At 59.6% G+C, this 26,510-nt stretch carries 22 protein-coding genes; 15 read left to right on the plus strand and 7 right to left on the minus strand.

Going from position 1 to position 26,510, the window contains the following annotated elements; translation table 11 throughout:
* The first annotated feature begins 69 nt into the window (after positions 1-69).
* Complete coding sequence (locus H8S11_RS00280; protein WP_186851799.1) at positions 70-1,599, plus strand: sodium/proline symporter; 1,530 nt, start codon at positions 70-72, stop codon at positions 1,597-1,599.
* Positions 1,600-1,643: 44 nt separating this feature from the next.
* Here H8S11_RS00280 and H8S11_RS00285 read toward each other — a convergent pair whose 3' ends face one another.
* From H8S11_RS00285 to H8S11_RS00300, 4 genes are read right to left on the minus strand one after another with little or no spacing between them, the layout of a single operon-like run.
* Complete coding sequence (locus H8S11_RS00285; RefSeq protein WP_186851800.1) at positions 1,644-1,925, minus strand: hypothetical protein; 282 nt, start codon at positions 1,923-1,925, stop codon at positions 1,644-1,646.
* A gap of 29 nt (positions 1,926-1,954) precedes the next feature.
* The gene (locus H8S11_RS00290; protein ID WP_147573119.1) at positions 1,955-2,740 is read right to left on the minus strand and encodes a hypothetical protein; all 786 of its coding nucleotides are present in this window, start codon (positions 2,738-2,740) and stop codon (positions 1,955-1,957) included.
* Positions 2,740-3,465, minus strand: a complete 726-nt coding sequence (locus H8S11_RS00295; RefSeq protein ID WP_186851801.1) for an ABC transporter ATP-binding protein — start codon at positions 3,463-3,465, stop codon at positions 2,740-2,742. Before H8S11_RS00295 ends, H8S11_RS00290 begins: the two co-directional genes overlap by 1 nt.
* Positions 3,462-3,821, minus strand: a complete 360-nt coding sequence (locus H8S11_RS00300) for a GntR family transcriptional regulator (RefSeq protein ID WP_186851802.1) — start codon at positions 3,819-3,821, stop codon at positions 3,462-3,464. Before H8S11_RS00300 ends, H8S11_RS00295 begins: the two co-directional genes overlap by 4 nt.
* Before the next feature lie 264 nt (positions 3,822-4,085).
* Between H8S11_RS00300 and H8S11_RS00305 the strand changes: the two genes are divergently transcribed.
* Together H8S11_RS00305 and htpG are read left to right on the plus strand one after the other, a co-directional pair.
* Positions 4,086-6,203 carry a PstS family phosphate ABC transporter substrate-binding protein gene (locus H8S11_RS00305; protein WP_186851803.1) on the plus strand — a complete coding sequence of 706 codons (2,118 nt, stop codon included), beginning with the start codon at positions 4,086-4,088 and terminating at the stop codon, positions 6,201-6,203.
* A 131-nt stretch (positions 6,204-6,334) separates the two neighbouring features.
* Positions 6,335-8,251 (plus strand): molecular chaperone HtpG, encoded by a 1,917-nt coding sequence (gene htpG / locus H8S11_RS00310; RefSeq protein WP_186851804.1) that lies wholly within the window; start codon positions 6,335-6,337, stop codon positions 8,249-8,251.
* A gap of 73 nt (positions 8,252-8,324) precedes the next feature.
* Here the strand turns inward: htpG and H8S11_RS00315 are convergent, their stop codons facing one another.
* Positions 8,325-11,207 carry a phosphodiester glycosidase family protein gene (locus tag H8S11_RS00315; protein ID WP_186851805.1) on the minus strand — a complete coding sequence of 961 codons (2,883 nt, stop codon included), beginning with the start codon at positions 11,205-11,207 and terminating at the stop codon, positions 8,325-8,327.
* 203 nt (positions 11,208-11,410) lie between these two features.
* Between H8S11_RS00315 and murJ the strand changes: the two genes are divergently transcribed.
* Genes murJ through H8S11_RS00350 form a run of 7 tightly spaced genes read left to right on the plus strand, consistent with a single transcriptional unit; the run spans position 11,411 to position 19,794 of the window.
* Entirely contained in the window at positions 11,411-12,970 is a 1,560-nt protein-coding gene (murJ, locus tag H8S11_RS00320) for a murein biosynthesis integral membrane protein MurJ (RefSeq protein WP_186851806.1), read from the plus strand.
* A 3-nt stretch (positions 12,971-12,973) separates the two neighbouring features.
* Positions 12,974-14,434 carry an O-antigen ligase family protein gene (locus H8S11_RS00325; RefSeq protein WP_147573133.1) on the plus strand — a complete coding sequence of 487 codons (1,461 nt, stop codon included), beginning with the start codon at positions 12,974-12,976 and terminating at the stop codon, positions 14,432-14,434.
* Positions 14,431-15,564 carry a glycosyltransferase gene (locus H8S11_RS00330; RefSeq protein WP_186851807.1) on the plus strand — a complete coding sequence of 378 codons (1,134 nt, stop codon included), beginning with the start codon at positions 14,431-14,433 and terminating at the stop codon, positions 15,562-15,564. The genes H8S11_RS00325 and H8S11_RS00330 overlap by 4 nt, the downstream gene beginning before the upstream one ends.
* A complete protein-coding gene (locus tag H8S11_RS00335; RefSeq protein ID WP_186851808.1) occupies positions 15,551-16,057 on the plus strand; it encodes a DUF4330 domain-containing protein in 507 nt (168 codons plus the stop codon). The genes H8S11_RS00330 and H8S11_RS00335 overlap by 14 nt, the downstream gene beginning before the upstream one ends.
* Complete coding sequence (locus H8S11_RS00340; RefSeq protein ID WP_147573139.1) at positions 16,054-16,548, plus strand: DUF4330 domain-containing protein; 495 nt, start codon at positions 16,054-16,056, stop codon at positions 16,546-16,548. Before H8S11_RS00335 ends, H8S11_RS00340 begins: the two co-directional genes overlap by 4 nt.
* 25 nt (positions 16,549-16,573) lie before the next feature.
* The gene (csaB, locus tag H8S11_RS00345; protein ID WP_186851809.1) at positions 16,574-18,787 is read left to right on the plus strand and encodes a polysaccharide pyruvyl transferase CsaB; all 2,214 of its coding nucleotides are present in this window, start codon (positions 16,574-16,576) and stop codon (positions 18,785-18,787) included.
* A gap of 53 nt (positions 18,788-18,840) precedes the next feature.
* On the plus strand, positions 18,841-19,794 hold the full coding sequence (locus tag H8S11_RS00350) for a tRNA dihydrouridine synthase (protein ID WP_186851810.1): 954 nt from the start codon (positions 18,841-18,843) through the stop codon (positions 19,792-19,794).
* Positions 19,795-19,838: 44 nt separating this feature from the next.
* On the opposite strand, the gene H8S11_RS00355 is transcribed toward H8S11_RS00350, so the two are convergent.
* The gene (locus H8S11_RS00355) at positions 19,839-20,546 is read right to left on the minus strand and encodes a FadR/GntR family transcriptional regulator (RefSeq protein WP_186851811.1); all 708 of its coding nucleotides are present in this window, start codon (positions 20,544-20,546) and stop codon (positions 19,839-19,841) included.
* Positions 20,547-20,690: 144 nt separating this feature from the next.
* Between H8S11_RS00355 and H8S11_RS00360 the strand changes: the two genes are divergently transcribed.
* Genes H8S11_RS00360 through H8S11_RS00380 form a run of 5 tightly spaced genes read left to right on the plus strand, consistent with a single transcriptional unit; the run spans position 20,691 to position 23,970 of the window.
* Positions 20,691-21,383 (plus strand): nucleotide-binding protein, encoded by a 693-nt coding sequence (locus H8S11_RS00360; protein WP_243200881.1) that lies wholly within the window; start codon positions 20,691-20,693, stop codon positions 21,381-21,383.
* A 17-nt stretch (positions 21,384-21,400) separates the two neighbouring features.
* Complete coding sequence (locus tag H8S11_RS00365) at positions 21,401-21,613, plus strand: 4Fe-4S dicluster domain-containing protein (RefSeq protein ID WP_147573147.1); 213 nt, start codon at positions 21,401-21,403, stop codon at positions 21,611-21,613.
* 14 nt (positions 21,614-21,627) lie between these two features.
* Entirely contained in the window at positions 21,628-22,695 is a 1,068-nt protein-coding gene (locus tag H8S11_RS00370; protein WP_186851812.1) for a 3-methyl-2-oxobutanoate dehydrogenase subunit VorB, read from the plus strand.
* Between the two features lies 1 nt (position 22,696).
* The gene (locus tag H8S11_RS00375; protein WP_147573151.1) at positions 22,697-23,440 is read left to right on the plus strand and encodes a thiamine pyrophosphate-dependent enzyme; all 744 of its coding nucleotides are present in this window, start codon (positions 22,697-22,699) and stop codon (positions 23,438-23,440) included.
* Positions 23,437-23,970: a 2-oxoacid:ferredoxin oxidoreductase subunit gamma family protein gene (locus H8S11_RS00380; protein WP_147573153.1), complete on the plus strand. Its 534-nt coding sequence runs from the start codon at positions 23,437-23,439 to the stop codon at positions 23,968-23,970. Before H8S11_RS00375 ends, H8S11_RS00380 begins: the two co-directional genes overlap by 4 nt.
* Before the next feature lie 75 nt (positions 23,971-24,045).
* On the opposite strand, the gene H8S11_RS00385 is transcribed toward H8S11_RS00380, so the two are convergent.
* The gene (locus H8S11_RS00385) at positions 24,046-26,262 is read right to left on the minus strand and encodes an S-layer homology domain-containing protein (RefSeq protein WP_147573155.1); all 2,217 of its coding nucleotides are present in this window, start codon (positions 26,260-26,262) and stop codon (positions 24,046-24,048) included.
* Positions 26,263-26,510 lie beyond the last annotated feature (248 nt).

Consider the following 26,510-nt stretch of genomic DNA (forward strand, 5'->3'; position numbering starts at 1 on the left):
GCCTTTCCGGGGGGAGCCGGAAGGGCGGCTGTGTGTAGTAAGGGCGTAACTGCCAAAAGGAGAGAGCGTATGACCACTGAACAGATCTGTATTATGGCCACCATCATCGCGTACCTGTGTTTTGTCATCTTTACCGGGGTGATGATCGGCCGACGTTCCAAAAAGAGTGCCGAGGGCTTCTACTTAGGAGGCCGGGGCATTGGCCCTCTGGTCACCGCAATGAGCGCCGAGGCCAGCGACATGAGCAGCTATCTGCTGATGGGCATCCCAGGCCTGGCCTACTTGTCTGGTGTAGCCGATGCCAGCTGGACCGCGATTGGATTGGCTTTCGGTACTTATTTGAACTTCCTTCTGGTGGCGAAGCGGCTGCGCCGGTACAGCGTTCGCTTGGATGCCATCACCATTCCCAGCTTCATCTCCAAGCGGTATGGGGAGAAGAAGCCCGTCATCATGTGCATCTCTGCTCTTGTTATCCTCATTTTCTTTGTCCCCTATGTGGCCTCCGGCCTGGCGGCCATCGGAAAGCTGTTTAACAGCTTGTTTGGCTGGGACTATATGGTGGCCGTGGTCATCGGTGCCATCGTCATTATCAGCTATACCTCTGTAGGTGGCTTCAGCGCCGTGGCCACCATGGACTTGATTCAGTCCATCATCATGACCATAGCCCTGTGCATTATCGTCATCTTTGGCGTGGTCCAGGCGGGCGGTTTTGACGCCGTTATAGACCATGCCAAGACACTGCCCGGCTTCCTGAGCTTTGGCCAGACCTATAACGAGGCCACCGGTCAGGCCGAGCCTTACGGCCTGCTCCGTATCGTATCCATGATGGCCTGGGGCCTGGGCTATTTCGGGATGCCCCATATTCTGGTGCGTTTTATGGCGATCCGGGATGAAAACGAGCTGAAGCTGTCCCGCCGAATCGCCTCCACCTGGGTGGTCATCTCCATGGCTGTGGCTGTGTTCATTGGTATTGTGGGCCACGCCGTCTCCTCCGCCGGGCGTATCCCCTTCCTGGAGGGCAGCGCCACGGAGACCGTCATCGTCCAGCTGTCTAACCTGCTGTCCAAGTATGGCATCTTCCCCGCTGTCGTGGCCGGGTGTATCCTGGCCGGCATCCTGGCGGCCACCATGTCCACAGCCGACAGCCAGCTTCTGGCCGCCTCCTCCGCCTTTTCGGAGAACATCGTCCAGAATGTCTTTGGCGTCAAGCTGACAAATAAGCAGAACATGCTGATTGCCCGGCTCACTGTGGTGGTCATCGCCGTCATCGCCATCTTCCTGGCCGCTGACCCGGACAGCAACGTGTTTAAGATCGTATCCTTTGCCTGGGCCGGCTTCGGCGCTACCTTCGGCCCCGCTATGCTGTGCGCCCTGTTCTGGAGGCGGAGCAACCGGCAGGGCATCATGGCCGGCCTGGTGGTGGGCGCTGTGATGATCTTTGTATGGAAATTCCTCATCGCCCCCATCGGTGGCATCTTCAATATTTATGAGCTGCTACCCGCCTTTATCTGTGCTACCATTGCCATCGTGGTGGTATCCCTGTTGACGCCCGCCCCAGAGAAAGCGGTGCTGGACGCCTTCGATGACTATAATCAGTAACTATAATAAAACTTCCCGCTGCCAAGCAGCGGGAAGTTTTTATGTCAGTTTTCCTGTTCTTTGGGCTCCCCTTCGTTTTCTTGTCCCTCCTCGTCCCGCTTTCGCAACCAGGCGGATACCAGCAGGGTGATGGGGATGGCGGCGCCGAAGAGGATAATCTGAAGGGAGCGAGTGAAGTCCTTGCCCACAAACATCCAGGCGACGGCTCCGCCGTAGACCAGGGGGACAATGCAGCCTAGATACCAGTTGGAAGAGCCTCTGCCCCTTACCCAGGCCTGGATGACTACGGCGGCAAAGGCGAGGGTAAAAATGGCCCAGGAATTCACGACAAAACGCTCCTTTCAGCGGTGAAAAGTTACTCCAGATTCAGCTTGTTTTTCAAGATATAGCTGGTGCCCAGAAACATGAGGACGGTGGGGATTAGCAGCAGAGCGATGCCGGCCCATAGGGATAGGTGGCCGTCCAGATTTAGAGCCCAGTTCATCGGATACAGGGATAGGCGGTCCAGCACGTTCAGAATAAGGCTGCCCACGATGTCCAGTCCCATATAAGCAACCACGCTCATCAGTACCCGGTGGCGATGAAACAGGTGGCCAATCGCCATGGATAGATAGACCGAGGTGAATACCATGGCGAAAAATACCAAGATCATGACTAGAAATTCCACTAGGTAGAGAATGGAGTCAGGCTGTTCCATCAGCCCCTGGACGATCATCTTCCAAAAATCGAGATCAAAGAGATCGCTCCACTTTAAGGGCATCATCAAGAACAGGGCTAGCACTGCCACGACGGTATTGACTACGGTGACCACTAAAGCACACAACAACTTAGACAGTACAAGCTGCCATGGGTGGACTGGTAGGGTGTGCATCAGATATCCCTCGTCCCCCAGCAGACCACGGTAAAACCGGGTGAGTACGAACACGACGGAAGCAACAAACATGGAGAACATTACACCAAAAAATAGGGTGATGGAGATGATGGACATCCACTCCTGAGACACCACCCAGTTGGCTCCGCTATCGCTTGAGAAGGGTAGAGTGAAGCGGTTGATCAGGCCAATGATGAGAGCCGCTGGCCAGATGATGGAAAACTGTTTCCACATGGAGCGAAAGTCATATTTCAAAAGTTTGAACAGCATCAGTACAGGCCTCCTTCCATGGGTTGGGTCCGAAAGATTTCGCGGAACAGGGCGTCCACGCTCTTGCCCTGCCGCTCCCGGATGTCGTCCACTGTGCTGTGGAGCATAATCCTGCCACTTTTCAGAAAGATCACCTCATCCAGCACCTTCTCAATATCGGCGATCAGGTGGGTGGAAATCAGGACAGTGCCATCCTCGTTGTAGTTGGTCAAAATGGTGTGCAGGATAAAGTCACGGGCAGCCGGGTCTACCCCGGCGATGGGCTCATCCAGCAGATAGAGTCGGGCTTTCCGGGCCATGACCAGCACCAACTGGACCTTTTCCTTGGTGCCCTTAGACATGGACTTCAGCTTATCCTTCGGCTCCACGCCTAGACTGCGGCACATGGCGAGAGCCTTGTCATAGTCGAAGTTTTGGTAGAAATCTCGGAACAGGTCGAAAAGATCCACCGCACGCATCCAATTGGCAAAATACATCCGGTCGGGTAGATAGCTAACCATGGCCTTGGTTTCTGGCCCAGGGGCCTGACCGTCGATGGTCAGCCCACCGGTGGTGGGCTGGATCAAGCCGCACAGCAGCTTGATTAGAGTAGTTTTGCCACTGCCGTTGGGGCCAAGCAGGCCCACGATCCTCCCCTGGCCTACCTCTAGGTCCACGCCGGACAGGGCGGCCTTATGTCCATAGGCCTTCGACAGGCCGTGACAGACGATCAGTTTTTCGTTCATTGTGCCTCCTCCTTCAGCATCGCCGTGGCCTCTTGCTGGGAGTAGCCCAGCTCTGCCATGGCGTGATAGTATTGGTTGACGACCACATGGGCCTCCGCCCTCCGTACCGCATCCAGTATAGCGGTGTCTTGGGTGACCAGCCGCCCCGCCGTCCGGTCCGCCTTGGCCAGACCGTCCTGCTCCAGCTGGGCCAGGGCCCGCTGCATAGTGTTGGGGTTGACCCCCGCCTCCGCCGCCAGCTCCCGCACTGGGGGCAGCTTGCTCCCAGGGGGATAGACCCCGGTGATGATGCGCCGGGTCATTTGCTCGGCCAGCTGGAGCCAGATGGGCCGGTCGTCGTTGAGTTTCCATTCCATAGAGGCTCCCTCCTTGTACTATTGTATTAAGTGATTAGTACAATAATACATTCTGAGGGATTTGTCAAGCCCAAAATAAAAAATTTGTGTCTGTTCTGATTTGTTACCTATGTAACGGGTTTGTAGCCGCTTTGAAAGGAAATAGAGATGTTTTTCTGGGAGTAGGCGGTATAATAGTGTATCATGCCTGCATTTTCCCTTAGTCGAAGGCTTGGAAAAAGAGGGTCCAAACAGGACACGCCTTGTTTGATAAGGAGGATTACAATGAAACAATGGAAAAAACTGCTGCCCGCCCTGCTGTCGCTGGCCCTGCTGGTTTCCTGCGGACCGAAAAGGCCGGGCACCGACACCTCGGTCGGGGATGTGTCCGCCCCTGGCACGGCGGACCCCTTTGTATTCACCAGAGACAGCCTGCCCCGGCTGGATGGCTCCACCTCCACAGCGCCCATGGCCCAGGCCATGTGCGCGGTGCTGCTGGGGGAGGGGCGGGAGCAGGTGGCCGACCTGGTCCAGTTCTCCCGGACCACCCAGTCGTACCGAAATTTGATGGCAGGCGCCGCTGATTTGCTGTTGGCCGCCGAGCCGGCCCCAGAGGTGGCCCAGGAGTTGAAACAGGAGGGGGAGTGGCTGCTGACTCCCTTTGCCACGGACGCGCTGGTGTTTGTGGTCAACGAGGACAATCCGGTGGACAGCCTGACTACCGAGCAAGTGAGAAAGATATACACCGGCCAGATCACCAACTGGAAGGAGGTGGGAGGAGAGGACCTGGACATTATCCCCTTCCAGCGCAACAGCGAGGCTGGGAGCCAGACTCTGATGGAGAAGCTGGTTATGGGCGGTCTGGAGATGATGGACGCCCCGGAAGCCTGGGTGCCCGACTCCATGATGGGGCTTCTGGAGGCGGTGCGGGAATATGACAACTCACCCTCCGCCATCGGCTACACCGTGTACTACTACGCCAATGATATGGAGATGGCCAAGGGGCTGAAGGTGCTGACCATCGACGGGGTGTCCCCCTCGGCCGAGGCCATTCAGGCTGGGGAGTACCCATTTTTAAACCCCTACTATGTGGCCATGGCCAAGGACCGGCCCCAGGACGACCCCACCCATATACTGTATGACTGGCTGCTGGGGCCAGATGGCCGGCGGCTGGCGGAGGAGCTGGGCTATGTCCCCGCCTCTGACGCTGGGGAGCCCCTTATCCCGGTAGAGGTGGACTGGTCAAAGCTGGATGAGCAGGAAAAGCCTCTGCCTGATATTGGCGGCCGCTGGTATCAGGAGCGTGTGGAGCAGCTTCGCCCCAGCCAGGAGTATGGTCAGCTCGTCCCCTTCGAGGGGGCGGCGGGCTACTTCTCCTGGCAGGCGGACAACTGGCCGGAAACGCTGATAGGGCTGATGACCACTGGCGGCAAGGTGGTCATGGACCCGGTGTGTAGCGAGATCAGCCGGCTGTATTATACAGATGATGCCGGGGACAGCCAGACCCTTCCAGTGTGGGAGCTGGAGAAGGGGGACCCGGAGCGGGGCAGCCCCGGTAACGGCGCCCTTATCGCCCTGGCAGCGCAGGACGGGAGCTGGGTCACTGAATTTAGGTACTGGGGTGTTAAGGGAACTCCGGTGGGTATTTTCGCGGGGGATGGGCACAAGCTCTATCTGCTGCGTCAGGAGGATGGAACAGAGAAGGCCTCCTGGTCATGGGACCAGCTTGGCATCGCCCGCCCGGAGAGCTTCCCCTGGTTTACCGGCGATGCATATGAAACCGCCCAGTGGTACGATGGCGGATTTTTCCTGGGCTGCTGGGGAGAGAACTGGGATAAAGCCCTTTTTTTGGACCCGGAAACGGGAGAAGTGACCGCTCTGGCTGCTCAGGATTGGTATGATAGGATACAGAAGCGATATCAGGACACTCTCTGGTGGGACAGCAAAACAGACGGCCAGGGCCAGGTCACTCTCACCTATGGGACGGACAGCTTTACCTTCCCCTCCCCCCTGCCGGAGGAGGAATTTCCCTATGTGACCGGCGGGGACCGGGTGATCTTCAACGATACCCAGGGGGACCGGTGCGCTGTGTCCCTGCTGAACGGACAGGAGGTCCTGCCCGCCCAGGACGGCCAGGTAGAGGCCCTCCAGGGGGATGAGGCCAGCTGGCTGGCGGTGCGGAAGGACCAGGGCAGACAGTGGAACATCTACGACTGGAAAGGAGAGCTGTCCTGCACCCTGGAGGGGGAGGAGGACAGCTGGCTCTCCCTGTCCGGTCCCCTGCTGGAGCTGCGCTGCCGGAACTATACGGCCTATTATGAGCCGGAGAGCGGTACCTGTGTGTTCCGTACCTGGTTCTCCCTGGGGGACCGGGGCGGAGAGGCCCAGGAGCCCGCCGGCTGAGAATTGTAAATAATTTTTGAACCCTATTGCATTTTCCGCCTGACTGCGCTATCATATGGTTAGCACTCGGATATAACGAGTGCTAACCATTTTGTTTTCAAAAAATTTTTCATATACGGAGGCAGAAAATCATGGCAAAGAAGCAGTTTAAGGCCGAATCCAAGCGGCTGCTGGACCTGATGGTCAACTCCATCTATACCCATAAGGAGATCTTTCTCCGGGAGCTGATCTCCAACGCCAGCGACGCCGAGGACAAGCTGGCTTACAAATCGCTGACTGACGACACAGTAGAAGTAAAGCGGAAGGACCTGAAGATTACCATCGTCCCGGACAAGCAGATGCGCACCCTGACCATTTCGGACAACGGCATCGGGATGTCCAAGGAGGATTTGGAATCCAACCTGGGCACCATCGCCCGCAGCGGCTCCGGCCAGTTCAAGGCCGGACTGGCCGAAGACGACAAGGCCGCGGACAAGATCGACGTTATCGGCCAGTTCGGCGTGGGCTTTTACTCCGCCTTCATGGTGGCCGATCAGGTCACCGTTATCTCCCGTGCCTGGGGGAGCGAGGAGGCCTGGATGTGGCAGTCTGACGGGGCCGACGGCTATACTGTGACCCAGTGCGAGAAGGATGCCCCCGGTACAGATATCATCATGCATATCAAGGCCAGCGGCGAGGATGAGAACTACGATCAGTATTTGGAAACTTATAAATTACAGGAGATTATCAAGAAATACTCCGACTATATCCGCTATCCCATTGTCATGGAGGTAGAGGACTATAGGAGGAAGGACAAGCCCGCTGACGCCCCCGAGGACTACAAACCGGAATGGGAGACCGTCAAGGAGTGGAAAACTCTCAACTCCATGGTCCCCCTGTGGCAGCGGCAGAAGTCCAAGGTGAAGCCGGAGGAGTACAACGCCTTCTATAAGGAGAAATTCGGCGACTGGCAGGACCCCCTGGCCGTCATCCACACCAGTGCTGAGGGGGCTGTGACCTATAAGGCCATGCTCTATATCCCCGCCCAGACGCCCTACGACTTCTATACAAGGGAGTATCAGAAGGGGCTCCAGCTCTATTCCTCCGGCGTGCTCATCATGGACAAGTGCGCCGACCTGCTGCCCGACCACTTCCGCTTCGTGCGGGGCGTAGTGGACTCCGCCGATTTTTCCCTGAACATCAGCCGGGAGGTGCTGCAGCACACCCGTCAGCTAAAGGTTATCGCCACCGCCCTGGAGAAAAAGATCAAGTCCGAGCTGCTGAAGATGCAGAAGGAAGACCGGGAGAAGTATGAGAAGTTCTGGGCCGCCTTCGGCGCCCAGCTAAAATACGGAGTGGTGGCGGAATACGGCGCTCACAAGGAGATGCTTCAGGATCTGCTGCTGTTCTGGTCCTCCAAGGAGGGGAAGAACACCACCCTGGCCGCCTATCAGGACCGCATGCCTGAGGACCAGCCTTACTACTACTACGCCTGCGGCGAGAGCGTGGACAAGATCGCCAAGCTGCCCCAGGTGGAGCGCATCCTGGACAAGGGTTATGAGATCCTGTACTGCACCGAGGACGTGGATGACTTTGTCATGAAGGCCCTGGGTGAGGTGAACGGCAAGCAGTTCAAATCTGTCAGCGATGAGGACGCCCTCCCCCAGACGGAGGAGGAGAAGAAGGCGGCCGAAGAGAAGGCCGAAGCGGGTAAGGATGTGCTGGAGGCGGTGAAGGAGGCCCTGGGCGACCAGGTGAAGAACGTCCGCGTCTCCTCTATCTTGAAGTCTGGCGCCTGCTGTCTGTCAGCCGACGGCCCTGTTTCTTTGGAGATGGAAAAGTATATGAGCAAGCTGGAGGGGAGCGACCACCCCAAGGCCGACCGGGTGCTGGAGCTCAACCCCGATGCCGCCCCCTTCGCCGCCATCAAGAAGGCGGTGGACGCTGGGGATAAGGATACTGTGGCCAAGTATGCCAAGCTGCTCTACGGCCAGTCCCTGCTGATGGCGGGCCTGCCTCTGGAGGACCCGGCGGAGTATGCCCAGATGGTCTGCTCTCTGATGGTCTAAGGACGAAACGATAAGAAAAAGCCAGCCATGGAGGTTTGCTCCATGGCTGGCTTTCTGCTGTTTGGAGGGCCCGTCAATTCACAGTCAAGTAGTCAGCGGACACATAGCCGATGGCGGCCTGTCCGGCCCGGTTGAGATAGAGGACCTGATACCACCCGGCCTCCTGGCCCAGAATTACCACACAGGTCCCGTTGTCCAGCCCGCCGATGACGGGCCGGTCGGAGCCTGGGCCAGAGCGGACGTTAAGACCCAGCTCCGCGTCAGTGACCGTGCCGGTCTGGGCAGCCTGTTGGCAGAGAACGGTACAGCTGGCGGACAGGCCGTTCCAGCTGGCCGTGATGGTGACAGAGGCGGTGCCTGTCCCAGTGTAAAGGTTGGTCACCGCGCCTTTGGAGGAGACAGGAGCGGCGGAGGGATCGCTGCTGGTCCAGGAGATCTCCGCTCCCTCCCAGGCCGGGGCGAGGGAGGCAGTGAGCGGGACGCTCTCACCGGACTTTAGAGTGACCTCGTTGTGGTCCAGGGTCAGCGTATACTGGCTGGGGTCGGGGAGCTGGGGCTCTATGGGCTCCTCAGGATCGACGGGGCCCTCTGGGTCCACCGGCTCCTCAGGCTCCACGGGATCTACCGGCTCCTCCGGGCCGGTGGGCACATCCTGAATGGGGGTATAGGTGAGGGCCTTATAGAGTAGGGCGGCCATCTCGGCACGGGTCAGATAGCCCTGGGGATCGATGCCGTCGCCCTTGCCGCTGATCACGCCTTGGGCGACCAGAGTGGCGGTATGTCCCTTGGCGTAGTCGGCGATCCGGTCACGGTCGGCGAACTGGTCCAGAACAGACAAGCTGGCGTCTGGGCAGTCCTTGCCCAGCAGAGGAAGGACCTGGCGCAAGATGGTAAAAGCCTGCTCCCGGGTAATGGGGGCGCCTGGAGAATAGGCGCCGTCCCCGGTGCCGGAGGCTAGGCCTACGCTCTGGCCCCAGGACAGGGCGGTATAGTAGTAATCAGTGGGAGCTACATCGGTGAAGGTGCAGTCCTGGGTGACGGCAGGCTTGCCCATGGCATTGTACAGCATCAGCATGAAATCGCCTCGGCGGATCTGGAGGTCACGGCCAAACTCAGTAGCGGAGATGCCGCCCACGATGCCGTGGGTGTAGCAGTAATCCACGGCGGTATAGGCCCAGTGGTCCTCCGTCACATCGGTATGGACATTGGTCATGGAAATTGCGATGGTCTGGGTCTTTCCGCCAGCAGAGGCGGTAATGGAGCCGGTGCCCCCAGTCTTGGAGGCGGTGAACAGACCGTTCTCATCCACGGTCCCCACGTCCCCCTCTGTGGTCCAGGTGACGGCGGTCCAGTCCCGGAGGGCGGTGCGGCCCCAGTAACTGCCGGTGACGGCCAGTTGGACCTGTTCTCCAGGCTCAACAGACAGAGAAGTGATGGGAGAGGCGCTGCCCTCCTTGGAAATGACCAGTTCAGTCAGGTGGTCCACCACATGGATCTGGGCCTCTCCCTCTATATCCAGGTCCCTGGAGCGCAGACGGAGGGTGTCGGTGCCGGCCCTGTCGCCGGCGGTGTATACCCCGTCCTCCACTTCGCCCAGGTCCTCCCTGGAGGTGATGGTCAGGTCACGGAGCTCTCGGTCCAGAAGGTTCAGCCCTTCGTCCAGCACAGCGGCATCCGGCAGGGTGAGGGAGGTGCCCGTCAGAAGGGTGAGGCCGTTTTGCGTCAGGGCCAGTTGGTCCGGCCGGCCGTCCCCCTCCTGGTCTGTGACCAGCAGCAGATAGGTGGCGCAGCTTCGGGGCTTGCCGTCAGAGGGCAGGTTGAGAACAGCGGGCCCCGTCTGTCCCGGCAGCCAGAGGGAGATGGCGGTGGAGCCGCCCCCATCCAGATTGACGGCCCAGACGCAGCCCCGCCGGATCATCTCCTCCGCCAGATCCTTCTGGGACAGGCCGGAGGAGTAGCCGGACTGGCGGCCATCCACGGCGTAGACCAGCAGAGTGCCGTCCTCCTTCATGCCCAGGGCGGTCCTGGGCTGACGGCCGTCCTTGGCATAGGTCCACTGGGATGAGTCGGTAAGCTGGCCGTCCCACACCATAATGTCCCCCACACCTCCGGCCCACTGGGCATGAGATAGGGCCTCGTTCTCGCAGGAGGTGGTCAGGGTGATCCGGTCGCCCACCTGGAAGGACTGAAAGACGGACAGATAGCCGGAGGCATCGGCGGCGGTAAGGATGTACTCCCCATCGCCAATGGCGAGGGGCTGGTCAGACTGGAGCAGCTCCGTCACCTCCAGCTCCAGGGTGCTATTGACCGTGAGGGGCTCGTCCTCCTCCATCAGAGCCATCCGTACATACCAGCCAGGGGTGGAGGTACGGGTGGACACAGCGGAGAAGTCCTGGTTGAGCAGGTAGATGCCCCCTGACTCGCTGCGCCATTTGTTCAGGTGGGAGGGCTTCACCGTGCTGTTGTCCCGCTGGTTGACCAGAGTGAGGGATACCGACGGCCCATCTACCAGGGAGACTTGACCATCGGTGATGATCATGGCGTCCTCGTGCTCCGGGCTGGACTTGTAGACACCGTCCTCGATGACGATGCCGATGGGCACGCCGGAGGCAGTGGAGAAGAAGTCGGTGTTTACCGCGCCTAGTACGTGGTAACCCAGCTCCTGGGCATAGGTGACAGCTCGGTTGATGGTAGCGGCGCCGTAAACGGTGCCGGCAGCCTGAAGCAGGATGGGGTAGGCGTCGCTGTCCTTCTCCAGCTCCAGGGAAAAGCTCTCCACCCGGCGCTCGCTGTTGTCGGTGATGGTGTTGCGGTAAGTCAGACCATCCACCAGGTCGATGGAGGTCTGCAGCTTCTGTTCCCCAGCGTGGGCATAGACGGTGGGGAGGGCCAGCGCCAGGGCTAGGACCAGGGCGGCCGCCCGGCGGGATAGGGATCTGACGGTATGTTTTTTCATGGGTACTCCTTTGTAATATGTAAACCGATTGAATATGGCCTATTATAGCAGACACAAAAATCGGATTCAATGGAAAAAGAAAGAAAGTTGCGGGAAAGGAGATGTTTACAAATCGTTCAGGATCAGATGGTTGAAAAAGGGATATTCTTGGTGTACAATAAATCAGTTGTACTAATATTGCGCAGGGAACGGAGGAAGAAGCCTTGGAGGATCGGCACAGCGCCACAAGGACGATCAGCGCCGTCATGGCCATCACTCTGCTGGGAAAAGTGATGGGACTGTACCGGGACCACCTGCTGGCCGTGCATTACGGTATGGGTATGGAGGCCAACGCCTTCTATACCGCCAGCCGAATCCCACGGGTATTCTTTGACGCGGTATTCGCCTCGGCCATCGCCGCTTGCTTTATCCCGGTGTTCAGCGAGTATCTGGAACAGAAGGGAAAGAAGGAGGCCTACCGCTTCGCGGGCTGCTTTATTACCATCATCGCCCTGCTCACCGGCGTTCTTACCTTGGCGGGGATGGCCTTTCCCCAGCCGTTGGTGGCCCTCTTTGCCGACTATGAGGACCCACAGACTACGGCCCTGGCAATTTCTTTGACTAGGACCATGTTTCCCACGGTTCTGTTTTCCGGCGTGGCCTTCTCCTTGGTCGGAGTGCTCCAGGCCCAGGACCACTTCACCGCCCCCGCCCTCATGTCCGCCCTATCCAACCTGGTTATTATCGCCTACTTTCTGTTTCTGGACCAGTCTATGGGCATCTATGGTCTGGCGCTGGCCTATCTGTTGGGCTGGTTCCTCCAGGGGGTGATCCAGGTCCCGCCGCTTAGGCGGCTGGGCTACCAGTATCGGCCGGGATTGGACTTCCGGTCTCCGGGGATGAAAAAGGTGTTTGCGCTGATGGGGCCGGTGATGGTGTCCACCTGGGTCCAGCCCATCAATCTGGTCATCAATTCCCGATTCGGTTCCCGGCTATACGGGGGGGCGGGTGTGTCCGCTATGGAGTATTCCACCAACCTGTATCTGGTTATTGCCGGTACCTTTATCCTGTCGATCACCAATGTGATCTTCCCTAAGCTGTCCCGGCTCACCGCCGGCGGACAGCAGGGGGATTTCCGGGATACCCTCCGCCAGACCGTCCACAGCAGTTTGTTTTTCGTACTGCCCATGGCCGCGGGGCTGATGGCGGTAGCCAGACCCCTGGTGTCCTTCCTCTACGGAGGGGGGGAGTTTGGGCAGCGGGCAGTGGAAGTCACCGCCAGCGCCCTGTCCTGGATATCCCTGGGCATGGCGGGCTATGCGCTTCAGAATATTCTAAGCCGGGCCTACTTCGCTCGGCAGCAGGGGAGAGGGCCCCTGGTAGCGGGCGCCCTGTCCATCGGGGTGAATCTCCTGCTGTGCATGGCCCTGGTCGGCCCGCTGGAGGTCCGGGGGCTGGCCATCGCCTCCGCGGTCTCCTCCACGGTGTACGCACTGCTGCTGATCGTTCCCATGGAGCGGGAAGGTCAGGGATTCCTGGACCGGGCCCTGTGCCTGGACTTCTTCAAAATGCTGGCTGCCGCCGCGGTTACGGGGCTGACCGCTTGGCTGCTTTTGGGATGGCTTGGATCGGTCCTGCCTGCCGGAAAGATGGGGGAGCTGCTCTCCCTGGCCCTGTGCGCCGGAGGCGGCGTGGCCGTCTATTTCGGCGTTACCCTGTCCATGGGCATGGAGGAGGCCGCCATGACGGCGGCCCTGATCAAACGTCTATTAAAGAGAGGATAAGGGATGGAACAGATGAAGCAAGTGTTGTCCGCCAGCCTGGTCTGGCGGTGGCTGACGGCGGTATGCCTGTGGTTTAGCCGCCAATGGGAGCGGAGCGGACTGGTCCAGTGGTTCCTCCACCCGGCGGGGTGGAATAGAGCCTCGTCCGAGCGGAGCGTCTTTTTTAAGCTCTGGTCCCTGGTGCGGAGGGGCCTGTGCTGGCTCTACGATAAGCTGAGGCTGGAAAAGCTCTTTGCCGGGAGCATCTTTACCAGAACCTGGCTGTGGTGCGCGATCCCGGTGGTGCTGGCCCCGATGCTGGCCGTGTCCCGCCCCTCTCTGATAACCATGGGGCTGGCGGCCATCGGCTATGCCTCTCTGCTGCTCAATTTGGTCCGGGACAGGGAGCGTCAGTTGGCCTGGTCCCCAGTCAACAAGTATATCATCCTCTACGCCGGCGTTTATCTGGCGGGCACTCTTTTCTCGGTGGACCTTGAGAGCAGCCTTCAGCCCGGCCTGCTGTCGGTGGCCTTCATTCTGTTCTCTATCGTGCTGTACAACGGGGTGACCAACCGAAACCAGTTGGACACGCTGGTGGCCCTGATGGTGCTGGCTGGGGCCATCGTGTCCGCTTACGGCATCCTCCAGTATATCTTCCGCTGGGGCTACCAGTCCGCCGCCTGGGTGGACAGCGATATGTTCTCCAGCATCCAGTTCCGGGTGCCCTCCACTTTGGAGAATCCCAATATGCTGGGGCAGTATCTGATCCTGCTTATCCCACTGGGGGGAGCCAAGCTGCTGGGGGCCAAGGACTGGCTGAACCGGGTCTTTTACCTCGCCTGCTGCTCTGTCATGTGCGTTTGCATGATCCTCACCTTCTCCAGAGGGGCCTGGCTGGGGCTCCTGTTTGCGGGGCTGGTCTTTGTCCTGCTCCTCAATCCCAGACTGCTCCTGCTGGCCCCCTTTGTCATGGTAGCCCTCTATTTCGTCCTACCGGATACGGTGATCTCCCGGTTTACCAGTATCGGAAACCTCACTGATAACTCCACCTCCTACCGGGTGTATATCTGGATAGGCGTACTGGCCATGCTGAAGGATTACTGGCTGTGTGGTATTGGGCCGGGGGACGGGGCCTTCAACATGGTCTATCCCGCTTACAGCTATAATACTATTGTGGCCCCCCACTCCCATAACCTATTCCTCCAGATGGTGTGCGACGCGGGTATCTGTGCCCTGGTGGTCTTTCTTCTTCTGCTGTTCAACTTCTTCCGGGATATGTGCTCTGCCATCGGCAAGGAAAAGAACTGGACCAGCCGGGTTCTTCAAATCGGCATTACGGCCGGAGTATGCGGCTTTATGGTCCAGGCCATGACGGATTACTCCTTCTATAATTACCGAGTCATGTTCCTGTTTTGGGCCTATCTGGCCCTGGGCGGCCTGGCTGCCCGGCGGGGGCAGCTCCCGGAGGGGAGGCTGCTGGTATGATCCGGGTGCTGAACATCATCAGTGATACCAATATCGGCGGGGCGGGCCGGGTCATCCTGAACTATTTGAGCTATGCCGACCGCTCCCAATATGAAACGATGGTGGCCATCCCCAGGGGAAGCATGTTAAAGGAGCCCTTGGAGCAGGCGGGCGCCCAGGTCTACGAGGTGGACGGCATGGCGGACCGCTCTTACCACAGGGACGATGTGAAGGTGCTCAAAGAGCTGATCAGGCGGATCAAGCCCAATCTGGTCCACACCCATGGGGCCCTGTCGGGCCGCATCGCCGCCAAGGGCCTCCATGTACCTGTGGTGTACAGCCGGCACTCTGCCTTCCCGGTCCCGGCCAAGATAAAGTATCCGCCCGGCCGCTGGGTCAACAAGCTGGTCAACGAGCACTTTGCCGACCATATCATCGCCGTCAGCCCGGCTACCCGGGACAACCTGACCGAGGGGGGGATTTCCCCCAAAAAGATCACCGTGGTGATGAACGGCGTGGCCCCGGTGGAGGAGACCGGGCCAGAGGACCGCGCCAAGCTCCGGCAGGCGCTTTCCATCCCTCCGGACACGGTGGTATTCGGCATCCTGGCCCGGATCGAGGACTATAAGGGCCACCTGTATTTGGTTCACGCCGCAAAGCTGTTAAAGGAGCAAGGGCGCAGCGGCTTCCGGGTCCTCATCGCCGGTACTGGCTCCTTTGAGGAAGATGTGGCCCGGGCTGTGGTGGAGATGGGCGTGGAAGACGTGGTCCAGATGCTGGGCTTCCGCGCCGACGTGGCCGCCCTGCTGAATATCCTGGACGTGCAGCTCAACGCCTCCTACGGCACCGAGGCCACCAGCCTGGCCCTGCTGGAGGGGATGAGCCTGGGCCTGCCCACCATCGCCAGCGACTACGGGGGAAACCCCTGGCTGGTGACCGATGGGGAGAACGGCCTGCTATTTCCAAGCCGAGACAGCCAGAGCATGGCCAAGGCCATGGCCCATCTGATGGATAGGCCGGAGGAGCGCCGGGAGATGGGCCGTCAGGCCAGAGAGCGGTTCCAAACCAGCTTTACCGGTCAGGTGTTTGCCAAAAATATTGAGAACGTCTACCAAGGCGTGCTGAAAGGAGATCCTCATGGAAGAAAATAAGTACAAATTCCGTCTGCGGCTCAATCTGTTTGATGGCGTCATTTTGGTGGTGGCCCTGGCGGTGGCCGCGGTCCTGCTGTGGATGGCCGTAAAGCCCCAGGCCGTTTCCAACGAGTCGTCAACTGCCGCCGCTACGGTCCGGTACACTATCCGCTTTCAGCGATGGATCGAAGGGACCGGCTCCATCATTCAGCCGGGGGACAAGCTGGTAGACAACATCAAGAACAACGAACTGGGCCAGGTGGTGTCCACCCAGGCGGTCCCCGCCCAGACACAGCTTCTGGACCAGGAGAGCCACAGCTATGTACTGGCCGACGTGCCAGGCTATGAGGATATCCTTGTAACGGTAGAGGCCCCCTGTACAGTCAGCGAGGAGGCGGTCATCCTGGGCAGCAATTTCCAACTGCTGGTGGGGTCCACCGCCTATATCCGGGGCGAGGGCTATATGGCCAGCGGCCCCATTATCTCCATTGAACGGGAGGGACAGGAATGAAGCTCATTGACCGGGAGGGCCGGCTGTTCGGCAAGATCAGTATTATCGACGTGCTGGTCCTGGCCGTCGTTATCGTGATGGCTGTGGCCCTGTATGTAAAGACGAATCACCGTGAGATCACCAGCACCACCACCTCGGACACCCCCTTTACTTACCAGATCCTGGTCAGCGGGGTCCGGGGCTATGTGGCCGACGCCATCCGGGAAAAGGACATGCTGTATGACGTGGACAACAGCAGCGGCGGTGCCCTGGGAGAAATCACTGACATTCAGGTGATGGAGGGGGCCAAGCTGGCCGAGTATGACGACGGCACCATGGAGATGACTCCCGTGGAGGACGGCGTCAACCTGCTGCTTACCGTAGAGGGCAGGGGCATCATCAGCGACGGCCGCTATCTAGTCAACCGGGTGTACGACCTTGGTGTCAACTCCGCCCGCAACTACCACACGCCCTATGCCCAGTTCACCGGAACAGTGGTAGCCATCGATTGAATATGACCTGGAGAGGAGGGACCCAATGAAGATCCTCATGGCCACCATGGGCATGAACATCGGTGGGGCGGAGACACATATCCTGGAGCTGTCCAAGGAGCTGAAGCACCAGGGGCACGATGTTATCATCGTATCCAATGGAGGTGTCTATGTGCCGGAGATCGAGGCGGCCGGCATCCGCCACTACCAGGCGCCCATGCACCGCCGGGGCTTTCGAGAGATGCGCCGTTCCCGGACCATTCTCCGTGACATCATTAGCAGGGAGAGGCCAGACGTGGTCCATGCCCATGCCCGGATCCCGGCGTTCCTGTGCGGCAGCCTGCAAAAACGGATGGGGTTCCCCTTTGTGACCACTGCCCACTGGGTCTTTGATACCAGCGGCATCCTGCGCTATCTGACCAACTGGGGCCAGCGGACCGTGGCGGTGTCCGAGGATATCAAGGAGTACCTGATCCGGGAGTACGGTCTGCCCCCGGAGCATATCTCTGTGACCATCAACGGCATCGATACAGAGAAGTTCTCCCCCGCTGTTTCGGGGGAGCGGGTCATCCGGGAGTTCGGGCTGGACACCTCCCGGCCCATCCTCTCTTATGTCAGCCGGATGGATGCCGACCGGGCTCTGGTGGCCCGGCAGCTCATCCAGATCGCTCCGGAGCTGGATCGGGCGATTCCCGGCATCCAGCTGCTCATCGCCGGGGGCGGCAACGTCTTTGACGAGCTGAAGGCGCTGGCCGATCAGACCAACCAAAGGCTGGGCCGCAACTGTATTACCATGACAGGCCCCCGGACAGACATCAACGAGATCGTGGCCGCCGGCGACCTTTTTGTGGGGGTATCCCGGGCGGCGCTGGAGGCCATGTCCGCCGCCAAGCCTGTCATCGTGGCGGGCAACGAGGGTTATCACGGCCTGTTTGGCCCGGACAAGCTGGCCGAGGCACAGGCGGGCAACTTCTGCTGCCGAGGCCTGCCTGTGTCGAGACCGGAGACCTTGCTGGCCGACGTGTCTGCGGCGTTCTCCCTGACGTGGGAGGAGCGGGAGCGGTTGGGGGCCTATGGCCGCCAGGTCATCTTTGACCACTATTCCGTCCGCCGCATGGCCAGCGACTGTCTAACCATGTATGAGCAGGTCCGCCGCCGGAAATATCGGGTGGTTATGAGCGGCTACTACGGCTTTTCCAACGCTGGGGACGACGCCATTTTGGAGTCCATCCAGCAGGCCATCCATGAGGCCAGCGACGAGGTGGCCGTCACCGTCCTGTCCAATGACCCGGACCTGACCCGGCGGCAGTACGGGCTGGATGCCATTCCCAGATTTCGAATGTGGCGGGTATTCTCCGCCCTGCGCCGAAGTGACGCCCTGCTGTCCGGGGGAGGAAGTCTGCTCCAGGACACCACCTCCACCCGGTCCCTGTTTTACTATCTGTCTGTCATCCGCTGCGCCGAGCTGCTGGGCAAGCCGGTGATGCTGTACGCCAACGGTATCGGTCCGGTCCATAAGCCGGCCAACCGCCGGAGGGTGAAGCGGGTGGTGGAGCGGGCCGCCCTGGTCACCCTAAGAGACCACAGCTCCGCCAGGGAGTTGCGGGACATGGGCGTGACGCGGGACGATATCAGAGTTACCGCCGACCCGGTGTTCCACCTGGCTCCTGCGGGGGAGGCGCGGTGCGCCCAGCTTCTGTCCGGCACCGGCATTCCAAACGGCAGGCCTTTTGTGGCGGTGTCCGTCCGTGGCTGGCCCGGTACGGGAGAGTTCCCCAGGGAGCTGGCCCGGCTGTGCGACCACCTGCACCAGGCCCATGGTCTGGAGATGCTCTTTTTGCTCATGCAGCCCGATAAGGACCGGGAGGCCACCCGGCAGGTGAGAGAGCGGATGAGCACTCCCTCCTATGTGCTGGATGCTCCCTGTACCCCACGGGAGCTGATGGGGGTGCTGGGGAAGGCGAAGCTCTGTCTGGCCATGCGCCTGCACACCCTGATCTTCGCCGCCCGGATGGCGGTACCCTCCATGGGACTGGTCTACGACCCCAAGGTGGACAGCTACCTGCGGGAGCTGGACCTGCCGGCGGCCGGAAATGTAGACCAATTTGACGGAGGAGAGGCCATCCGCCGGGCGGACCAGATGCTGGCCGACTACGACGGGGTATTGTACCGGCTGAAGATACGATCCGGGGAGCTGGCACAAGAGGCCAGAGAGAATGAGCGGCTGCTGCTGAAGCTGCTGGAAGAGAGTAAGCGGTAAAGACAGCGGGGGTCGGGCCTGTGTCCCAGCCCCCGCTTTTTGAAGGGAACGCTATGGAATACTACTTTGCCCCTATGGAGGGCATCACCGGCGGGGAGTTCCGCCGGGTCCACCACCGACACTTTTTCGGGGTGGACAAATACTATATGCCCTTTATCAGTCCCACCAGGGAGCACCTGTTCACCCAGCGGGAGCGGCGGAATATGGACCCGGAGGTCAACCGGGGCATCCCGGCAGTCCCTCAGCTTCTGACCAAAAGCGCCGAAGACTTCCTCTGGGCGGCTAATGCTCTGGGAGAGATGGGATATGAGGAGGTCAACTTGAACCTGGGCTGCCCCTCCGGCACCGTGGTAGCGAAAGGAAAAGGAGCGGGGATGCTGGCCCATCCTGAGGAGCTGGACCGATTTTTAGATCAGGTATTTGGCGGCGTCCGGGTGAAGGTGTCGGTCAAGACAAGGCTGGGTCTGGAGTCGCCGGAGGAGTTTGGACCTCTCCTGGAGATATTCGAAAAATACCCCCTCCATCTGCTCATCATTCATCCCCGTGTGCGGAAAGATTTTTATTCCGAGCCTGTTCGGATCGAGGCATTTTCCAGGGCGCTGGAGATGTACAGCGGGCCTGTGTGCTACAATGGCGGGCTGGTGACGGCGGAGGGATGCTGCCGTTTTCAGGAGCGATTCCCCCAGGTGGATCGGGTAATGATCGGACAGGGGCTGCTGGCTGACCCGGCCCTGGCGGCCAAGGCCAAGGGGGAACCGCCGCCGGACAGGAAAGTTCTGCGGGCCTTCCACGACGAGCTGTATCAGACCTATTTGGAGGCCTTCGGCAGCCAGCGCAATACGGTGTTCCACATGAAGGAGCTGTGGAGCTACCTGTGCCGTCTGTTCGAGGGCGGGGACAGACTGTTCAAGGACATCAGAAAGGCCCAGAACAGCAGGGACTATGAAGGGGCGGTGGCCCGTGTCTTTGGGGAACTGCCCCTGCGCAAGGACGCGCTATGGGAATAAAAGGGGGCCGCGCCAAGTTGGCGCGGCCCCCTTTTCGTCTTTTTTTACAAAAGGGATAAGACACTGTTGTCTCCAAATTCTAGGACCCGGATGGTCCTGCGCAGGTGGGACTCCATGGCCAGCCGGGTGCCCTGGGGGTCCCGATTCCGGAGAAAACTGGTAATCAGGGCGTTGTCCTGGATCACCATATCGGGCAGAGAGGGGTAGGAGCCCACCATCCGCCAGGTGGAGGTGACCGCCCGGTTGAGGATGGGCACGAGTTGCTCCATGAACTGGTTGTGGGAGGCCGCCACAAAGGCGTGGTGGAAGTCCACGTCGGCGCTGTCCCAGTCCCTGCCGGAGCGGATCCGCCGGGCAACCTCGTCAGCACAATGGAAGATGTGGTCCAGCTCCTCCTGAGTGCCCCGATGGCAGGCCAGCATGGCGGTAGTGGGCTCGATCATCAAACGAATCTCGAACAGATCCTGGAGGCGAACCTGGACCGTTTCCAACTGGGGCAGGCCAATATCCTGGCTGATGGTGGTCCGTGGTGCTACAAAGGTGCCCAGCCCCCGCCGTACCTCCACATAGCCCTGAGCGGCCAGGAAACGCACCGCCTCCCGGACAGTGGTGCGGCTGACCCCGAACAGGGCGCACAGCTCCGTTTCGTTGGGGAGCTTGGATCCAGGGCAAAGCTCCGGGTCGGAAATAATCATCTGGAACAGACGGTCAGCGGTCTGGTCGGTCAGTTTTTTTGATGTAATCCTAGCCATAGACCCACTCCCCCGTTAAAATATACAATGATTATGCCACAGATGTAGAATTTTTGCAAGCCTCTTGACATACTACATCTTAAGATATATTATGACATCATACAATAAGTAATAAAATAATATGTCTAAAGGGAGGGGGCAACAATGGACAGAATGGAGTGGCTGGAGCAGAGCCGCTTGACCGTAGTCGTGGGATACAGTGGCAGCGGAAAGACAGAGTTCTCCGTCAATCTGGCCCTGGCCCTGGCCCGGCAGGGAAAGCGGACTGCCCTGGCCGACATGGATGTGGTCAACCCTTACTTCCGCTCCAGGGAGCGGAGAGATCTGCTCTCCCACGAGGGGGTGCGGCTCATTGCTACCTCCCAGGCATGTGTGGACGCCGACGTGCCGGCCATGCCGGCGGAGGTGAACGTTCTGTTCCAGGATCAGGACCTCTGGGGTGTGCTGGATATCGGCGGGGGCGGCGTAGGGGCACGGGTACTGGCCCGATATCGGCCGCAACTGCTGGGGTCCCAATGCCGGGTCCTATTTGTCCTCAACGCCCGCCGGCCTCAGACACGAGACGTGGAAGGAGCTCTGGCCAGTCTGGAGGAGATCCAGGCGGTCACCGGATTGAGAGTGACCGGACTGGTAGACAACACCCACCTGTGCCGGGAAACAGAGCTGGCCGACCTAGAGGCGGGAGCGGCCCTGGTCCGAGCGGTTTCCAGCCAGACCGGCCTGCCGGTGGTATGCCATGTGGTCCAGGAGGAACTGATCGACCAGGCAGAGGGGATGCCGGGCCCCCTGTTCCCCGTCCGGCTGTATATGAATAGACCATGGGAAATGGATGAATAAAAAGGAGGAGTGTCCCTATGCAAGCAAGATTGACCTTTGACCGGGACCGGTGTAAGGGCTGCGAGCTGTGTATTTCCGTCTGTCCCAAGCACATTTTAGCCCTGGATATGACCTCGGCCAATGTGAAGGGCTATCACCCGGCCGGAGTCACCGACCTGAGCCAGTGCATCGCCTGCGCCAGCTGCGCCAGGATCTGTCCAGACTCGGTGATTACTGTGGAAAAAGAGTAAGGGGGAAGAAGAAAATGGCAAAAGAACTTTGGAAGGGGAACGAGGCCATCGCTCAGGCGGCTATCCGAGCCGGCTGCGACTGCTTCTTCGGATACCCCATCACACCCCAGAATGAGATACCGGAATATATGTCCCTCCATATGCCCAAACTGGGCCGGGTCTTTGTCCAGTCTGAGTCAGAGGTAGCCGCCATCAACATGGTGTACGGCGCCGCCTCCTCCGGTAAGCGGGCCATGACCTCATCCTCCTCTCCGGGCGTCAGCCTGAAGCAGGAGGGCATCAGCTACCTGGCCGGCGCGGAGCTGCCCGCCGTGATTGTTAACGTGATGCGGGGCGGCCCCGGCTTGGGGTCCATCCAGCCCTCCCAGGCCGACTACTACCAGGCCACCCGTGGCGGCGGGAATGGCGACTACCGCACCATCGTTCTGGCTCCCTGCAACATCCAGGAGGCTGTGGATTTGACACAAGAGGCATTTGACTTGGCCGACTGCTACCGCAATCCAGTGGTGGTGCTGGCTGACGGTATGATTGGCCAGATGATGGAGCCCATCGAATGGCACGATATCCCCAAGCGGGAACTGCCCCCCAAGGACTGGGCGGCAAGCGGACGAAACGGAAGGGCCCACAACAACTTCGTTACCTCCCTGTTCATCGAGGCCCAGGCCTGCGAGGAGCACGACCTGGCCATCCAGGCCAAGTATGACTTGATTGAGGAGCGGGAGATCCGCTGGGAGGAGAAGAACACCCAGGACTGCCAGGTGCTGCTGGTGGCCTATGGCACGCCCTCCCGCATTGCCATGTCCGCCATCGAGCAACTGGCGGAGCGGGGCGTCAAAGCCGGTCTGTTCCGACCCATTACCCTGTGGCCCTTCCCCTATGCGGCGCTGAAAAAGGCAGCCAGTCAGGCCAGCGTCCAGGCTGTGCTGACCGTGGAGATGAGCCTGGGGCAGATGGTAGACGATGTTCGTCTGGCTGTCGAGGGGGAAAAGCCTGTTTATTTCGAGGGCCGTGCCGGCGGCAGCATTCCCACGCTGACCCAAATCGTGGACGCGGCCGAACGGGCGCTGAAGGGAGGCAAGTAAGATGACGACTGTATATAAAAAGACTGCCGGCCTCCAGGATACGGAGCTGCACTACTGCCCTGGATGCAGCCATGGCATTGTACATAAGCTGATTGGTGAGGTCATGGAGGAGCTGGGCATTATCGACAGCACCATCTGTGTGTGCCCTGTTGGCTGTTCTGTCTTTGCGGGCAGTTACTTCGCCTGCGACGCTGTCGAGGCCGCCCACGGCCGGGCTCCCGCTGCCGCCACCGGCATCAAGCGGACCCACCCGGACCAGCCTGTGTTCACCTATCAGGGGGACGGCGACCTGGCCTCTATCGGCGCCGCTGAAATCGTCCACGCCGCTATGCGGGGCGAGAAATTCACTACCATCTTTATCAACAACGCCATCTATGGCATGACGGGCGGCCAGATGGCGCCCACTACCCTGATCGGCCAGCGGGCCACCACCGCGCCCATGGGCCGGACAGAGGAACTCCACGGCAAGCCCATACGGGTGGCTGAGATGCTGTCCACTCTGGACGGCCTGGTATACGCGGAGCGGGTGTGCGTGGCCGATATCCCCAACATTGTCAAGGCCAAAAAGGCCATCAAGAAGGCATTTACCAAGCAGATGAACAACGAGGGCTTCACCTTCGTGGAAGTGCTGTGTGCCTGCCCCACTAACTGGGGCATGACCACCCTGGATGCTAACCGTTGGGTGCTGGATAAGATGGCGGAGTATTATCCTTTGGGCGTCATCAAGGAGGTGGCTGACCAGTGAAAAAGGAGATCGTGATTGCCGGCTTCGGCGGTCAGGGCGTTATGTCCATCGGCAAATCTTTGGTAGAGGCCGGATTGGAGGAGGGGCTGGAGGTTTCCTGGGTCCCGTCCTACGGCCCGGAGATGCGGGGCGGTACCGCAAACTGTTCTGTCATCATGTCCGATGAGCCTGTGGGCTCCCCCATCGTCTATCACCCCACGGAGCTGATTGCCATGAACGGCCCTTCTTTGAAGAAGTTTGAGGACGAGGTGGTCCCCGGCGGCACCGTCTTTTTGAACAGCTCCATTATCAAGGAAAAGGTGGACCGGGAAGACCTGCGTGTTATCCAAGTCCCCTGCGACACCATTGCCAACGAGCTGGGCAACGGAAAGGTGGCCAACATGGTTATGCTAGGCGCCTATATCGCCGCCACCGGCGCCCTGAAGGCGGATACTCTGCGGGAGATGATCCGGCAGATGTTCACTGGGCCTAAGGCCAAGCTGGTGGACCTGAACATGACCGCTTTGGCCAGGGGCATGGAGTGCGTCTGAACTGCGAAAATCGAAGAGAGGAGCGGGACCTCTGATGAGGTCCCGCTCCTCTTTTAATGTTAGGGGAGGGAGGGCTTAGAACTTGTCGTACAGGGCGCGAATCAGGATGATGGCCTCCTCCACGGTGGTGTTGGCCACAGGAGCGACGCCGTCGCCCTTGCCGCTCATCAGACCATTATTGGTCAGCTTGGCCACAGCGGGCTTGGCCCAGTCGGCAATCTGGTCCACATCGTTGAACCGGCTGGCATCCACCTGGGTGCTGGTGTCGGTCAGGGTGGTAGAGTCATTGGCCTGGTCCACATACTCAATGACCTTGTTCAGCATGACACAGATCTCCTGGCGGGTGATCTTATCGCTGGGGGCGAAGATACCCTCGCCCTTGCCGGAGGTGACGCCAGCGGCCACAGCCTTCAGTACCATGGGATCGCTGGTGTCGGTGAAGGACTGGGTAGAGGGGGTGATCTCCTTGCCGGTGGCCTCTTCAATCAGGTTGACAGCCAGCTCGGCAAACTGCAGGCGGGTGATCTGGTCCTGATACAGGCCCTCGGTGCGGTCGGTGATTAGCTTCTTGTCCTTGGCATCGGCGATGAGCTCGGCAGCCCAGGCGGAGGGCTGTTGTGTGCCGGGCGTGGGGTCGGCAGGCTGGGTGGAGGTGCCGGGTACATTCAGGGTGTAGGTCTTGCTGGAGCGGGAGAACTGGCCGCCGCTGGCCTCTGCCTTGACGGTGTGGCTGCCGCCGCCCAGAGCGGCCAGGTCGAGCTCATAGTAGTAAGGGGCCTGGGTGCTGGTGTGGACCAGCTTATCGTCCACATAGTATTTGACTGTGTTGGTCTTCTTGCCGGGGAAGCTGACATAGGAGGCCAGCTTCAGTGTGCTGTCGCCAGCGGAAAGGGCGGTCTTGTCCAGCGTTTCCCAGCCGGTGGCGGAGCCGTCCACCTCATCCAGATAGGCGCCGTTGTTGCGGATGGCGTTCTGATAGGTGGAGGACACGGAGGAATTGCCGTTGAGCATATACTTAAATCCGCTGTCGGGGTCGGCGTTGAAGTAGAACACAGCCTTTACCTGGGGATAGACCATGTTGATATAGGAATAGAACCAGTTAAGCTGCTCCACGGCGAAGGAGGTCAGGTCGGTGCCGGAGCTGTTGCGATAGGCAAAGCCGCACTCGCTGACCATAACGGGCTTGTTGTGGGACACGGCCAGGTCGATGATAGGCTTGATGGTGACCATGGGGTCATGGTCATAGATGCCAAGGCCGTAGTAGGCGTCATTGCCGTAGCCGGTATAGTCAAAGCTGTAAGAGGAGGTGCCGCTGTAACCGGCATAGTTGGTGTTGTGATAGGTGGACATACCGACCCAATCCACATACTGGTCTCCGGGATAGAAATCGGCAATGGTCCGGTTCCGGTTGCTGATATTGTCCGGGGAGAAAACCATCTGGATGTTGCTGTACCGGCTGGCGGCGTCGGCCACCTTGCGGAAGGCCTGGATATAGGTAGCGGGGTCACAGTCGGACCAGTTGTTCATCTCGGCGCCCACCCGGAGCAAGACAGTGGCATCCAAGCTGCCCAGAGCCCGTAAGCTTTCCTCAATATAGCTGTCAGCGGACAGAACGGCCTGGGCTCCGGCGGTGCCCTCAGGGCTGAAGTTCCAGGCAAACTCGATGACGCCGCCGTTTGCCGCCTCCCGGAAAGCGGGCGAGCAGTCCATGTAGTAGTCGATCCAGTAGTCCACAGAGTAGCTGTCACCGAAGGTGACATAGATCAGAGAGGCGGAGCCGCCGGTGGTGGAGCTGTCCGCCGGGGTGCCATACCAAGTCCCGGTCTTGGGGCCTACCGCATAGGGGGAGGCGCTGTCGTCGCTCTGGGCGTAGATGGTGACATTCTGGGCGGCTTTCAGGTAAGCCATCCGAGCGTCCACGTTGAGCAAGGTATCCTTGTAACTGCGAATGTTCTGGTCCAGCCAGCTGGCAAAGGTGCGCTGCCGTTCCAGCCACAGGATAGCGCCATCGATGTCGCCCTTCATCTCACAGGCCCAGGAGGCCCGGCCAGCCTTGGGCTCTAGGTTGTAGCACACATCCTCGCCCAGGCCCAGGGGCATCAGCAGGTCATAAGTCTGCTGGGCTACGGAGATGACTTGTTCAGGGCTCTTGGCAGCCACAGCCTCATCCCAGGCGGAGTGGAGCTTCCAATAGGCGGAAGGGTAGGTGAAGGCAGAGGCGGTGAAGCACATGCCCGTCACCATGACTGCCGCCAGAGCGGCGGACAGCAGTCTGCGCATGTTTTTTTTCATCTAAAATTCCTCCCTTATCCATTTTTACCGCGCGCAAGGCGGCGCAGATATACTTAAATTATAATGTAAAAAATATTTTTAGACAATAGGGCTGGCCGCATAGGGAGAAAATCCTCCCTATTGCGGAAGAAAAACACGGGGATCGGATTGTGAACTTTTCGTGAAAAGGCTGGACAGAAAAGCTGGGTTGGATTATGATATATTCTGCTACAAAATGGAGTTTTACCACGTATTTTCTCCAAAAGAGG

Origin of the sequence: Flintibacter hominis (genome assembly GCF_014287965.1) — a bacterium.
Lineage (GTDB): Bacteria > Bacillota > Clostridia > Oscillospirales > Oscillospiraceae > Lawsonibacter > Lawsonibacter aceti.

What these genes read in the sequence shown, in the direction of transcription:
- H8S11_RS00280 (WP_186851799.1), top strand. Translation starts at nt 70, where the DNA reads ATGACCACTGAACAGATCTGTATTATGGCCACCATCATCGCGTACCTG.
- H8S11_RS00290 (WP_147573119.1), bottom strand. Translation starts at nt 2,740, where the DNA reads ATGCTGTTCAAACTTTTGAAATATGACTTTCGCTCCATGTGGAAACAG.
- H8S11_RS00295 (WP_186851801.1), bottom strand. Translation starts at nt 3,465, where the DNA reads ATGAACGAAAAACTGATCGTCTGTCACGGCCTGTCGAAGGCCTATGGA.
- H8S11_RS00300 (WP_186851802.1), bottom strand. Translation starts at nt 3,821, where the DNA reads ATGGAATGGAAACTCAACGACGACCGGCCCATCTGGCTCCAGCTGGCC.
- H8S11_RS00305 (WP_186851803.1), top strand. Translation starts at nt 4,086, where the DNA reads ATGAAACAATGGAAAAAACTGCTGCCCGCCCTGCTGTCGCTGGCCCTG.
- htpG (WP_186851804.1), top strand. Translation starts at nt 6,335, where the DNA reads ATGGCAAAGAAGCAGTTTAAGGCCGAATCCAAGCGGCTGCTGGACCTG.
- H8S11_RS00315 (WP_186851805.1), bottom strand. Translation starts at nt 11,207, where the DNA reads ATGAAAAAACATACCGTCAGATCCCTATCCCGCCGGGCGGCCGCCCTG.
- H8S11_RS00325 (WP_147573133.1), top strand. Translation starts at nt 12,974, where the DNA reads ATGGAACAGATGAAGCAAGTGTTGTCCGCCAGCCTGGTCTGGCGGTGG.
- H8S11_RS00330 (WP_186851807.1), top strand. Translation starts at nt 14,431, where the DNA reads ATGATCCGGGTGCTGAACATCATCAGTGATACCAATATCGGCGGGGCG.
- H8S11_RS00335 (WP_186851808.1), top strand. Translation starts at nt 15,551, where the DNA reads ATGGAAGAAAATAAGTACAAATTCCGTCTGCGGCTCAATCTGTTTGAT.
- H8S11_RS00340 (WP_147573139.1), top strand. Translation starts at nt 16,054, where the DNA reads ATGAAGCTCATTGACCGGGAGGGCCGGCTGTTCGGCAAGATCAGTATT.
- csaB (WP_186851809.1), top strand. Translation starts at nt 16,574, where the DNA reads ATGAAGATCCTCATGGCCACCATGGGCATGAACATCGGTGGGGCGGAG.
- H8S11_RS00350 (WP_186851810.1), top strand. Translation starts at nt 18,841, where the DNA reads ATGGAATACTACTTTGCCCCTATGGAGGGCATCACCGGCGGGGAGTTC.
- H8S11_RS00355 (WP_186851811.1), bottom strand. Translation starts at nt 20,546, where the DNA reads ATGGCTAGGATTACATCAAAAAAACTGACCGACCAGACCGCTGACCGT.
- H8S11_RS00360 (WP_243200881.1), top strand. Translation starts at nt 20,691, where the DNA reads ATGGACAGAATGGAGTGGCTGGAGCAGAGCCGCTTGACCGTAGTCGTG.
- H8S11_RS00365 (WP_147573147.1), top strand. Translation starts at nt 21,401, where the DNA reads ATGCAAGCAAGATTGACCTTTGACCGGGACCGGTGTAAGGGCTGCGAG.
- H8S11_RS00370 (WP_186851812.1), top strand. Translation starts at nt 21,628, where the DNA reads ATGGCAAAAGAACTTTGGAAGGGGAACGAGGCCATCGCTCAGGCGGCT.
- H8S11_RS00375 (WP_147573151.1), top strand. Translation starts at nt 22,697, where the DNA reads ATGACGACTGTATATAAAAAGACTGCCGGCCTCCAGGATACGGAGCTG.
- H8S11_RS00385 (WP_147573155.1), bottom strand. Translation starts at nt 26,262, where the DNA reads ATGAAAAAAAACATGCGCAGACTGCTGTCCGCCGCTCTGGCGGCAGTC.